Annotated in this window: 5 protein-coding genes and 2 rRNA genes; 4 read left to right on the forward strand and 3 right to left on the reverse strand. The window is 70.0% G+C overall.

All coding sequences use genetic code 11. The features are described from left to right. Nucleotides 1–100: 100 nt before the first annotated feature. From ACN260_RS00235 to ACN260_RS00245, 3 genes are all read left to right on the forward strand, one after another. Nucleotides 101–3,209, forward strand: a 23S ribosomal RNA gene (locus ACN260_RS00235). Nucleotides 3,210–3,306: 97 nt separating this feature from the next. Then, a 5S ribosomal RNA gene (rrf, locus tag ACN260_RS00240) occupies nt 3,307–3,423 on the forward strand. A 595-nt stretch (nt 3,424–4,018) separates the two neighbouring features. Then, nucleotides 4,019–4,645 carry an NADPH-dependent F420 reductase gene (locus ACN260_RS00245; RefSeq protein WP_422754228.1) on the forward strand — a complete coding sequence of 209 codons (627 nt, stop codon included), beginning with the start codon at nt 4,019–4,021 and terminating at the stop codon, nt 4,643–4,645. A gap of 233 nt (nt 4,646–4,878) precedes the next feature. Here ACN260_RS00245 and ACN260_RS00250 read toward each other — a convergent pair whose 3' ends face one another. From ACN260_RS00250 to ACN260_RS00260, 3 genes are all read right to left on the reverse strand, one after another. Further along, nucleotides 4,879–6,699: a VanW family protein gene (locus tag ACN260_RS00250; RefSeq protein ID WP_422754229.1), complete on the reverse strand. Its 1,821-nt coding sequence runs from the start codon at nt 6,697–6,699 to the stop codon at nt 4,879–4,881. A gap of 201 nt (nt 6,700–6,900) precedes the next feature. Continuing rightward, nucleotides 6,901–9,423, reverse strand: coding sequence for a DUF5005 domain-containing protein (locus tag ACN260_RS00255; protein WP_422754230.1), 2,523 nt, complete (start codon nt 9,421–9,423; stop codon nt 6,901–6,903). Further along, nucleotides 9,413–10,759, reverse strand: coding sequence for a polysaccharide biosynthesis protein (locus tag ACN260_RS00260; RefSeq protein ID WP_422754231.1), 1,347 nt, complete (start codon nt 10,757–10,759; stop codon nt 9,413–9,415). Before ACN260_RS00260 ends, ACN260_RS00255 begins: the two co-directional genes overlap by 11 nt. A gap of 198 nt (nt 10,760–10,957) precedes the next feature. On the opposite strand from ACN260_RS00260, the gene ACN260_RS00265 reads away from it, so the two are divergent. Continuing rightward, entirely contained in the window at nt 10,958–12,460 is a 1,503-nt protein-coding gene (locus ACN260_RS00265) for a hypothetical protein (protein WP_422754232.1), read from the forward strand. The last annotated feature ends 70 nt before the right edge of the window (nt 12,461–12,530 follow it).

Raw genomic sequence — 12,530 nt, forward strand, 5'->3', positions numbered from 1 at the left:
CTGTTCTGCCTGTGGGTGGGGTGGGGTTGCTGGTGTGGGGCTGTGGGGTTGTGGGTTGGTTGTTTGTTGAGAATTACACAGTGGACGCGAGCATCTTTGTGGTCAAGTTGTCAAGGGCGAACGGTGGATGCCTTGGCACCAGGAGCCGATGAAGGACGTGGGAGGCCGCGATAGGCCTGGGGGAGCTGTCAACCGAGCTGTGATCCCAGGGTGTCCGAATGGGGAAACCTGGCACCAGTCATGTGGTGTCACCCACACCTGAACACATAGGGTGTGTGGGGGGAACGCGGGGAAGTGAAACATCTCAGTACCCGTAGGAAGAGAAAACAAATAGTGATTCCGTGAGTAGTGGCGAGCGAAAGCGGATTGAGGCTAAACCGGTTGCGTGTGATACCTGTCAGGGGTTGCGTGGTCGGGGTTGTGGGACCCTGCTGAGTGTACTGACATGCACTCGAGGAGTTATAAAGTCAGTGGCTAGCCGAATGGTGTGGAAAAGCCAACCGTAGTCGGTGAGAGTCCGGTAGGTGAAAGTTGCTGATCTTCTGTGGGTGTTCCCGAGTAGCGGCGGACTCCTGTAATCTGCCGTGAATCTGCCAGGACCACCTGGTAAGCCTAAATACTTCCTGGTGACCGATAGCGGACGAGTACCGTGAGGGAATGGTGAAAAGTACCCCGGGAGGGGAGTGAAATAGTACCTGAAACCGTTCGCCTACAATCCGTCGGAGCCTTGCGGGGTGACGGCGTGCCTTTTGAAGAATGAGCCTGCGAGTTAGTGGCATGTGGCGAGGTTAACCCGTGTGGGGGAGCCGTAGCGAAAGCGAGTCTGAAGAGGGCGTTTGAGTCGCATGTTCTAGACCCGAAGCGGAGTGATCTAGCCATGGGCAGGCTGAAGCGCGGGTAAGACCGCGTGGAGGGCCGAACCCACCAACGTTGAAAAGTTGGGGGATGATCTGTGGTTAGGGGTGAAAGGCCAATCAAACTCCGTGATAGCTGGTTCTCCCCGAAATGCATTTAGGTGCAGCGTCGTGTGTTTCTTGCCGGAGGTAGAGCACTGGATGGTCTAGGGGGCCTACAAGCTTACCGAAATCAGCCAAACTCCGAATGCCGGTAAGTGAGAGCGCGGCAGTGAGACTGCGGGGGATAAGCTTCGTAGTCGAGAGGGAAACAGCCCAGATCACCAGCTAAGGCCCCTAAGCGTGTGCTAAGTGGAAAAGGATGTGGGGTCGCATAGACAACCAGGAGGTTGGCTTAGAAGCAGCCACCCTTTAAAGAGTGCGTAATAGCTCACTGGTCAAGTGGTTCCGCGCCGACAATGTAGCGGGGCTCAAGCACACCGCCGAAGCTGTGGCATTCACATTTTAACTTCGCGTGCCCTTGATGGTGCGTGCAGGTGTGTGGATGGGTAGGGGAGCGTCGTGCCGGGGGTGAAGCAGCGGGGTGACCTAGTTGTGGACGCGGCACGAGTGAGAATGCAGGCATGAGTAGCGAAAGAAGGGTGAGAAACCCTTCCGCCGGATGACCAAGGGTTCCAGGGCCAGGCTAATCCGCCCTGGGTGAGTCGGGACCTAAGGCGAGGCCGAGAGGCGTAGTCGATGGACAACGGGTTGATATTCCCGTACCCGCGAAGGAGCGCCCGTGATGAACCTCGTTGTGCTAACCACCCGAGCTGGCTGATGTCTTCGGACGGATGTTGGGGAGCGTGGGAACCTGGCGGGTAGTAGTCAAGCGATGGGGTGACGCAGGAAGGTAGCTGATCCCGGCCGGTGGTTGTGCCGGGGTAAGCGTGTAGGCCGTGCCGTAGGCAAATCCGCGGTACACAGGGCTGAGACGTGATGCCGAGCCGATTCAGGTGAAGTCAGTGATCCTATGCTGCCGAGAAAAGCCTCTAGCGAGTTTCGAGCGGCCCGTACCCCAAACCGACACAGGTGGTCAGGTAGAGAATACCGAGGCGATCGGGCGAACTGTGGTTAAGGAACTCGGCAAATTGCCCCCGTAACTTAGGGAGAAGGGGGGCCGGAGACGTGAAGCCCCGTGCGGGTGGAGCGTTGTATGGCCGCAGAGAGCAGGGGGAAGCGACTGTTTACTAAAAACACAGGTCCATGCGAAGAAGTAATTCGATGTATATGGACTGACGCCTGCCCGGTGCTGGAACGTTAAGGGGACCTGTTAGCTCTTCGGGGCGAAGCGGAGAACTTAAGCGCCAGTAAACGGCGGTGGTAACTATAACCATCCTAAGGTAGCGAAATTCCTTGTCGGGTAAGTTCCGACCTGCACGAATGGCGTAACGACTTCCCCACTGTCTCAACCACAGGCCCGGCGAAATTGCAGTACGAGTAAAGATGCTCGTTACGCGCGGCAGGACGGAAAGACCCCGGGACCTTTACTATAGCTTGACATTGGTATCTGAATGGACTTGTGTAGGATAGGTGGGAGCCGGTGAAACCTGTACGCCAGTATGGGTGGAGGCAATCTTGAAATACCACTCTGGTTGATTTGGGTATCTAACTTCGGACCGTTATCCGGTTCAGGGACAGTGTCTGGTGGGTAGTTTAACTGGGGCGGTTGCCTCCTAAAGGGTAACGGAGGCGCCCAAAGGTTCCCTCAGCCTGGTTGGCAATCAGGTGTTGAGTGCAAGTGCACAAGGGAGCTTGACTGTGAGACTGACAGGTCGAGCAGGGACGAAAGTCGGGACTAGTGATCCGGCACTTGCGTGTGGAAGCGGTGTCGCTCAACGGATAAAAGGTACCCCGGGGATAACAGGCTGATCTTCCCCAAGAGTCCATATCGACGGGATGGTTTGGCACCTCGATGTCGGCTCGTCGCATCCTGGGGCTGTAGCAGGTCCCAAGGGTTGGGCTGTTCGCCCATTAAAGCGGTACGCGAGCTGGGTTTAGAACGTCGTGAGACAGTTCGGTCCCTATCCGCCGTGCGCGTAGGATACTTGAGAAGGGCTGTCCCTAGTACGAGAGGACCGGGACGGACGAACCTCTGGTGTGCCAGTTGTCCCGCCAGGGGCACGGCTGGTTAGCTACGTTCGGAAGGGATAACCGCTGAAAGCATCTAAGCGGGAAGCCTGCTTCAAGATGAGGTATCCCACCCCACTTTGTGGGGGTAAGGCCCCCAGCTAGACGACTGGGTTGATAGGCCGGAAATGTAAGCTCGGTAACGGGTTGAGTTGACCGGTACTAATAGGCCGAGGACTTGATAACAAGGCTGCTACGCGTCCACTGTGTAACTCTGAACAAACATCGAACAACCCCCCGGTGTGAGCCTGGGTGTGTGTGTTGTTTGATATGTTCATAGTGTTACGGCGGTCATGGCGGAGGGGAAACGCCCGGCAACATTCCGAACCCGGAAGCTAAGCCCTCCAGCGCCGATGGTACTGCACTCGGGAGGGTGTGGGAGAGTAGGACACCGCCGGACAACCTTTCAGTTGAGGCCAACCCCATCGGGGTTGGCCTCAACTGCATTCCACACCGTTTCTTCCCGGAACCCGGTCCCCGTCACCACCCAGAACACACCCCCCCCGGGGGGTGTTCGCCCGACCCCACGGCCCACCAGAGGCCTCCGAAGGTCGGGGCTGGTGGGCGGGAGAAGCGGTGATCCGGGCACGGAACACCCCTACATCCCCGAAGTCGGGGTAATCGACGGCGTCTCGGCTCCACGCCGGCCCGGCCCGGCGCAGCCCAGCCCGGCGGATCACGGCTGCACCGGCCAGCTCCGTGCATTGCACGGGCGCCCCGGCTGCACGGGCGCCCCGGCTACGTTGAGGCAAGCCCCTGGACCGGCCCGCCCGCCCTGTACCGGAGACTCGTGGGCGACGTTCGGTGAATCGGCCCGGACGACGCCGGTGACCTCGTACCGTCGATGCGGGACCTGACTCCCGGGGCCCCGCGCCCGGGTCGGTGACGACGTGACGTGGTGCACGCCTCGTCCGCAATCGGAGCGGACCTGTCGGGGTACCTGCTGACCGTACGACCGGAACTGACCGTCGGGACCGGCGGAGGCAGGAGTGGCCATGAAGATCGGAATCATTGGTTCGGGGCACATCGGCGGCACCCTCACGCGGCGGCTGAGCGCCCTCGGGCACGACGTGACAGTCGCCAACTCGCGGGGCCCGGAGAGCCTCACCGAGCTGGCCCAGGAGAGCGGCGCGACCGCCGGCACCGTGGAGCAGGCCGTCCAGGACGCCGAGCTGGTCGTGGTGGCCATCCCGCTGTTCGCGGTGCCCGCGCTGCCGGTGCAGCCGTTCGACGGCAAGATCGTGGTCGACGCCAACAACTACTACCCGCAGCGCGACGGCGACATCGCCGAGCTACTCGACCGTAGCCTCAGCTCCAGCCGGTGGACCGCCGACCACATCAAGGGCGCCCGGGTCGTGAAGACCTTCAACAACATCCAGGCGGCGCACCTGATGGACCACGGCAGGCCGGCCGACGCCGGTGACCGGATCGCGCTGCCGGTGGCCGGGGACGACGCCGACGCCAAGCAGGTCGTGATGCAGCTCGTCGACGCCCTCGGGTTCGACCCGGTCGACGCGGGCACCCTCGACGAGAGCTGGCGGCAGCAGCCCGACACCCCCGTGTACGGCACCGACCGGGACGCCGAGGGCGTCCGGCAGGGCCTCGCCGAAGCCCGCCCCTGACCTGGCCTCGTCGGCGGGTCGCGGCCGGGTGGCACCGCCACCCACCACCGCAAGCGACTCGATGTGCCGGGAGGCACCGGAGTGCCCGCGCCGGCCCGGAAGTCCGGTAAAAACCCGGATGTCCGGTAGTCACCGCGTACCCGGGAGACAGCGAGCCCCGTCGGCTGATCAGCCGACGGGGCTCGGTCGTGTCCGGGGTCGGTGTCCCCGACCCGCTCGGGCAGGGGCGTGGGTCAGGGCTTGGGGCCGCAGACGAAGTTGGGCTCGGGGTCGTACGTCCAGGTGAACTTCTCCCGCTTGACGACCTTGCCGTCCTTCTTGATCACACGGAAGGCGTCCTGGGTGAAACCGGTGCTGCCGGCGGCGGCGATGCAGCTCGGGCCGGGCTCCAGGTAGACCGTCCTCGGCGAGGTGATGTTGCGGCGCGGGCCGTACTCGGTCTTCACGCTGTCGTAGATCTTGGTGCTCCACATCGACACGGTGATCGTGTTCGAGGTGTACGCGGTGTCGATCAGGACCCCGTACGGCGTGTTGTTGCGGAACTTGAAGTCCAGGTCCGGCCAGAAGATCGTCGACTCGATCACCGCCGGGTAGCGGCTGAAGTAGAACGAGTGCGGCTTGTGCTCGACGTCCTCCAAGCCGGCGTAGTAACTGGCGTTGAAGAGCGTGGTGGTGAACTGGGAGACGCCGCCACCCACCCCGGGAACCAGCTTGCCGCCGAGGATCACCGGGGCGTCCTTGTAGCCCTGGGCGTAGCCACGCTCGCCGGTGTGCCCGTTGAGCGAGAAGGTCTCCCCGGGCTTGACGATGGTGCCGTCCACGTCCTTCGCCGCCTGGATGATGTTCTGGCTGCGCGGCGAGGAGAGCCCTCCGGGAAACTTCGTGGAGAAGGTGGAGACCCGCTCCTTGATGCCCAGCTCGGCGAGCTTCGCCTCGGTCAGCTCCGGCTCGGCATCCGTGAGCTGCCCGGTGACCGTCCGGCCGTCCGGCTTCGGCAGCACCGCCAGCAGGTCCCGGCTCAGCGCCGCCGAGTCGAGCTGCTGGCCGGCCCGGCCCGGCACCACCTTCGGCTTACCGCCCGAGATGGTCAGCCCGGCGTCCTTGGGTGTCGACTCGATCGCGGCCAGCTTGCTACCCAGCGCCGACCGGAGCCGCTTCACGTCGACCTTCGGCGTCAGCTTCCCCTCGTCGTCGGCCGAGAAGCGCAACGCGCGGGCGATCGCCGTGGGCGGGACGCTCACCGACCCCTTGCTGGAGGTGATCGTCACCGGTGCGGCGACGGCCGGCTTCGCCAGCTCGGCGATCATCCGGTCCACCTCCTCCCGGGTGGTCACCGGGTTCTTCTCCACCACCGGCACCGTCACCGGCTGTCCGGCCAGCCAACCCGCGCGGACCACCCGGGCGGACTGCTCCGGGTCCAGGCTCAGGCTCGGCTTCGGGTAGACCGGCTTCGGCGTGGTGCCGGTGAAGATGATCGCCGGCAGGGTCATGTCCCGACCCTGCTTGCCGAGGATCTGCCGCAACGCCGCGTCCAGCTTGGCGGCGTCGACAGTCACCACCGGATCGACCGACCGGGAACCGAACAGCCGGTCCACCGGGTGCGCCTGCGCGTCGGTGGCGGCGGCGACGGTGGCGTCCACGTCCACTGCCAGGCCGACGTCGGCGGGCTTGATCTCCGCCCGGTTCTCGCCCACCACCACGGTCAGCGGGGCGTCGAGTGTCGCGGCCCGCTTCTCCAACTCGGCACGCAGCTCTTTGGCCGCGTCGGCCCGGCTGCGGCCCCCCAGCTCGGTGCCGAGCACGCTGGTGCCGCGCGGCACGTCCCCGGCGTACGCCCAGGCACCCGCGCCGACCACCCCGGCCAGCACCGCGGCGGTCACCCCGCCGGCGAGCAGCACCCGACCGCGCCGCCACCACGGCCCCGGCCCGGCACCGGGACCTGCGGCCCCACCGGCCGGTGGGGGTTCGTCCTCGGACGGCCAGCTCACCGCGGTGACCTGCACCGTGGGGCGGTCGTCGGAGACCGGTTTGTCGCCGTACAGGGTCACAGCCACCTCGATCGGACGTACCACGTGGGGGGTTGCGGGCCCCCAGGGACACCTACGGTAGCCAACCGGACGGCCAGCCGACAGCGTGCGTCCGGCCATCCTCGCCGTCGCGTGTCGCGGCCGGTCACGCGGTGTATGGGCGTTCGTGGCACGGTGTCCGGATGGCCGCCCGGCGGCTGTGGTCGGCGGCACAGCGACCGACGGCGGTCAGTGGATACGGACGCCGACCGCCGGGGTCGGTGGGCCGTCGTCGCGTCCGTCGGTCACGGCCACCCGGAACTGGTAGTCGTGCCCCCGGGTCAGCAGCACCGCCGTGTGCCGGGTGTCCCGCACCGGGTACGGGTCGGCCCGCCACCGTTCCCCGGCGGTGACGTCGCGCCACTGCACCCGGTAGGCGAGCCCCGGCCCGGCCGGTCGCCAGGTCAGTCGGGCCTCACCGGCACCGACGGCGGTCACGACGAGCCCGGTGGGGGTGGGTAACCGCGGGGTGGCCCGGACCGGCGTGCTGCGCGGGCCCGGGCCGGCCTGGTTCGTCGCGGCCACCGTGAACTCGTACTCATGCCCGTTGCGCAGCCCTGCCACGACGGCCCGGGTGCCCCGGGTGGGGATCTCCTCGGTGGTGAAGTCGCGTTCCCCGGCGGTGACGTCGCGCCGGTGGACCCGGTGCCAGCCGTCCGGCGTCGACGAGCGCCAGGTCAGTTCGACGCTGCCGACACCGGCCTCGGCGCGCAGTTCCCGTGGGGCGTCGCCGGGTGCGGTGAACCGGGCGTGGGCCCGGACCGGCGTGGACCGGGCCCCCTCGCCGCCGCCGTTCACCGCGCTGACCGTGAACTCGTACCCGTGGCCGTGTTCCAGGTACCGGGCGAGGTGCCCGGCGGTGGACTCCACGGCGGGTGGGCCGTACGCCCGGCTGCCGGTGGTCAGGTCGCGCCGGTACACCCGGTAGGAGATGCCCGGCCCGAGGGTGCGCCAGGCCAGCCGGACGGTGCCGTCGGGCAGCCCGGTGGCGACCAGACCCGACGGCGGCGCGGGTGGGGTGACCAGCGCGGTGACCCCGACCGGGGCCGACGGCGGGCTGTCCCCGCCGCCGCCGACCGCGACCACGGTGAACTCGTAACGGTGCGCGTGCCGCAGGAACGCGACGCTGGCGGTGGTGCCGGTGAAGGTGCCGACCGTGCCGCGTTCCCCGGTGTCCAGGTCGTGCCGGTACACCCGGTAGAGCTGGACGAAGGGCACCGGTTGCCAGCTCAGCGCGACGTCACCGGCCCGGCCCGGCACCGCCCGCAGGCCGCCCGGAGGTGGTGGGGGCGGCACCGTGGCGGTGACCCGGCCGGGCGGTGAGGGCGGGCCCTCGCCGCGCCGGCCCACGGCGCTCACCCGGAACTCGTAGTCGTGCCCGTTGACCAGGAAGTCGGCTCTGGAGCGGGGCTCGTCGACGGGTTCGCCGATCCGGACGAAGTGGGTCTGGCCGGCGGTGACGTCCCGCCGGTGCACCTGGTAGCGCAGTTCGTCGTCGGCCCGTACCGGCGGCCAGTCCAGCTCGGCGGTGCCGGCGCCGCCCGCACGGGCGGTCACCGCCGCCGGTGGCGGGGGCAGCTCGGCCGGGTCGGGGCGGCGGCGGGGCCACGGCACCTCGACGAAACGCGGCCGGTAGAGGCCCGCGTCGGCGTAGGTGACCGCGTCGTCGACGTCGTTGACGTTGTAGGAGAACAGCAGCCGGCCGGGACGGGCCAGCTCGGGATGCAGGTCGACGTCGTAGACCAGGTGGCCGGCCGCCGTCTCGGGAGCCCGGTGCAGGTAGTCGGGACCGGTGAACGGGCCGGTCGGGGCGTCGGCCGAGTAGGCCACCAGGTCACCGCTGAACACCAGGTTGTTCTCCTGGGTGACCAGCACGTACCGGCCGTCGACCCGCTGCACGCCGTAGGCGGTGCCGACGCCGCTGAGCAGCCGGGCCGAGGCGCGGTCGTCGGGGGACCAGCCGTCGCCGGTCCAGAACTCCCACCGGCCGGTCAGGTCGTCGCCGGCCACCCGGGCCAGGTGGGCGAACTTCGCCTCACCGGCCGCCTCGGTGCCGTACACGTAGGTGTGGTCGCCGTCGCGCAGCAGCTCGGAGCCCCAGGAGACCCGGGGAGCCAGGGGCAGCGGGCGGACCCCGGTGGGGGTGAGCGCGGGCAGCGCGAAGGTGGCCAGGGCGGTGCCGAGCAGGGCGTGGTCCAGCGGGCTGGCACCGGTACGCCGGTAGCGGTGGACCAGCACCTGGAGGGTGTCGCCGGAGACGGTGGCGTCGCCGATCCAGCTGAACTCGCCGGGCGTCGTCGCGGGGATCAGGTCGCGTGGGTCGTCGGCGGTGCCGCCGTGCAGCGTGGCGGTGAGCCGGTCGCCCTCCTGCACGACTGCCGAGTTGTGCACGAACGGTGCGGTGCGGGGGCGGGAGCCGCCGGGGTGCACCGGGCCGAGGAACGTGTCGGAGAACAGCCAGAGCAGCCGGCCGTCGGGCAGCCGTACCGAGGCCGTCCGGTCGGCGCCGTTCCACCGGCCGGAGGCGTCGCCGTAGTCGTCGAAGGCGGCGGTCAGCCGGGCGGCGGCCGTCCCGCCGTCGGGCCGGGGCGGGTGCGGCGTCGCGGGGGGTACGACGGCGAGCAGCCCCACCAGCCATACGGCGAGCAGCCAGCGGGCACCGCCCCGGCCCACGTCGACCACCGCCACCAGAAACCCCTGTCTACCGGTCACCGGCCCGTAGGGTGTCACGATCGACGGCGGGGGCGGTAGCCGTCGGCCGGGTGGGCGTGGCCGGTGCGTCCGGGTTGCGGCGGATCGTCAGCACGCCGGTGACGAGGGCGGTGACCGCCGCCGTGGCCAGGGCGGCACCGGCGATACCGGCGACGGTGTGCGGCACCACCGTGGCGGTCGCGGCCAGGAAACCCGCCGTGGAGATCCACAGTGGTGCCGAGGGCCATCGCGCGGCCGCCGCGACCCGCGCGTTGATCAGCACGAAGACCAGCGCGTACAGCGCCCCGGTGGCGGCGAACAGCGGGGCGAGACCGCCGTGGCGGGTGTACTCCGGGCCGCCGGCCAACCCGAAGGCCAGGCCGCCGGCCAGCGTCGCGGCGAGCACCAGCGCCGCGCCGGCCGCCCCGACCAGCAGCAGCGCGGCCCGCAGGGTGCCCCGGTCACCCCGGGCCAGCCGGGGCAGCGCGATCACCGTCACCACCTGGGGGGCCCACAACGCGCCCTTGGTGAGCACCGTGCCGACCGCGTACGTGCCGGAGGCGTCCGGGGGCAGGAACCGGCGGGCCAGCAGCAGGTCGGCGTACGACACGACGAGCATCGCCAGGGTCGCCCCGCTGGCGGTGAGCACCGTCCGGGTGGCCAGGGTCGGGGCGACCGGGTCGAGGCCGGCCCCCCGGTTGAGCCGGACCAGCAGCGCCAGCACCAGCACGGAGGTGACCGCCCCGGCCAGCAGCGCGCCGGTCAACCCGCCACCGAGCGCCAGCCCGGCGATCATGCCGCCGTACCGGCCGGCGGCGAGCAACGCCATCCCGCCGGCCAGCCGCAGGAAACGCTGGTCGCCCTGGAGTTCACCGAGCCACCGGCCGGCGGCCACCACGGCCACGGTCAGCACCCCGAGCAGCAGCACCGCCGGGCCGGTCAGCCGCAGCCCGACGGCGGCGACCGGCAACGTCACGGCCAGCAGCGCGGCGGTCACCGTCACGGTCAGCAGGGTGGGGCGGGCGGTGCCGGCCCGACCGTGCCGGGCCCGGTGCACGGCCACCGCGATCTGCAGGCCGGTGCCGGCCACGCCGCCGATCGCGCCGAGTGCCAGCAGGGTGGCCAGCGCGCTCAGCTCGGCCGGTGCGAGGTGCCGGGCACCGAGGACCGGCACCACGTACGCGAGCCCGTTGACGAATACCCCGGCCAGGGTGACGGCCACCCCGGCGACGCCGATCCCGCCCGCCTTGCCCGGCCCGTCGCCCGGACCCCCACTCGGTCCGTCGCCCGGACCCCGGCCCGCGACGTCGCCGGTCCCGGGACGCCTGTCGTGCGCGCCGTCCGATGCTGTGCCCATCACCGCTCCGTGTCGCCGGCCCCGCCGGTGCTCCGCTGCCCGACCGCGATCGCCCGGGTCGTCGGCTCCGCCCGTCGCCAGCAGCGCAAGTACAGTGTCGCCACGCCGGCGCCGATCGCCGGGTCAGCCTAGTGAGGAGGTCAACCCCTGCGGGAGAGGCCGATCCTCGTCGCCACCGGGCTGGCCGTCACCGCGCTGGTGCTGGCCCCGCTGGCCGCGCCCGGGTACGTGCTCAGCTACGACATGGTCTTCGTGCCCCGGCAGCCGTGGCGGGCCGAACTGGTCGCTCCGGTCGACTCGCTGCCCCGGGCGGTGCCGCTGGACGCGCTGGTGTCGCTGGCCAGCCAGGCGGTGCCGGGGTGGCTGCTGCAACGGTTGGTGCTGGCCGGGGTGCTGCTGCTCGCCGCGACCGGGGCCGGTCGGTTGGTGCCCGCCCGGCGGCCGGTGGTCCGGGTGGTCGCCGCGGTCGGGTACGCGTGGACGCCGTACCTGGCGGAGCGGCTGCTGATCGGGCACTGGGGACTGCTGCTGGCGTACGGGGCGCTGCCCTGGCTGGTCGACGCCGCGATCCGGGTGCACCGGCCGGGCGGGGTACGCCGGTTGGTGCTTGTCGCGTTGCCGGCCGTGGTCACCCCGACGGGTGGACTGGTCGCCCTGGTCACGGTCGCCGTGCTGGTCGCCCGACGGGGTGCCGCCCGGACGACCGCGCTGGCCGTCGGCGCGTTGCTGCTGCTGAACCTGCCGTGGCTGGTGGTCGCCGGGTTCAGCGCGGCCGACGCCCGGACCGACCCGGCGGGGGTGGGCGCGTTCGCGGCGCGGGCGGAGAACTGGAGCGGGGTGGTCGGCGCGCTGGCCGGCACCGGTGGGATCTGGAACGGGCAGACCGTCCCGGCGAGCCGCGCGTCGCCGTTGACCCCGCTGGCGACGGTGGTCCTGCTGGTGCTGGCGGGCTACGGCCTGCGGGGGTTGCGCCGGCGGTGGCCGGCCGGGGCGGCGGACCGGCTCGTCGGGTTGGCGGTGGCCGGTTTCCTGGCCGCCCTGGCCGGGGCGCTGCCGGGCGGGTCGGCCGGGCTGGGTTGGCTGGTGGCGACGGTGCCCGGGGCCGGGGTGCTGCGCGACGGGCAGAAGTTCCTGGTCCCGTACGCGCTGCTGCTGGCGCTGGCCGCCGCGCTGGGGGCGGAGCGGTTGGCCGACCGGGTCGCCGCCCGGGGTGCGCCGGGCGGGGCCGGTGCGGTGCTCGTCGCCGTGCTGCTGCTGCCCGTGGTGGTGCTGCCCGACCTGGCGTTCGGTGCGGCGGGCCGGCTGCGTCCGGTGGCGTACCCGGCGGACTGGGACGCGGTGGCCCGGCGGCTGGACGGCCGGTCGGGGGAGGTGCTGTCGCTGCCGTTCGGGGCCTACCGGGCGTACCCGTGGAACGACGGTCGGACGGTGCTGGACCCGCTGCCCCGCTACGTCGACGCCGACGTGCTGGTGGACGACACGCTGTGGGTGGGGACGACGGCGGTGCGGGGGGAGAACCCGCGCGCCGCCGAGGTGGGCCGGGTACTCGCCGCCGGTGGCCCGGTCGCCGCGACCGGGGTGCGGTGGGTGGTGGTGCAGCGGACCGTCGGCGGCCGGGTGGACCCGGCGGCGCTGGCCGGGTTGCGCGAGGTGTACGTCGGGACCGACCTGACCCTGTACGAGAATCCCGCCGGCCGGTGACCGGGCGGTCGCCGCCTGTTTCTGCTGCCTGCCGGGCCGGTGGTTGATCGTCCGCGCGGCTCTCCCGGCG

This window comes from Micromonospora sp. WMMD708 (genome assembly GCF_049315245.1).
GTDB classification, from domain to species: Bacteria; Actinomycetota; Actinomycetes; order Mycobacteriales; family Micromonosporaceae; genus Micromonospora; species Micromonospora wenchangensis.

What these genes read in the sequence shown, in the direction of transcription:
- ACN260_RS00245 (WP_422754228.1), top strand. Translation starts at nt 4,019, where the DNA reads ATGAAGATCGGAATCATTGGTTCGGGGCACATCGGCGGCACCCTCACG.
- ACN260_RS00260 (WP_422754231.1), bottom strand. Translation starts at nt 10,759, where the DNA reads ATGGGCACAGCATCGGACGGCGCGCACGACAGGCGTCCCGGGACCGGC.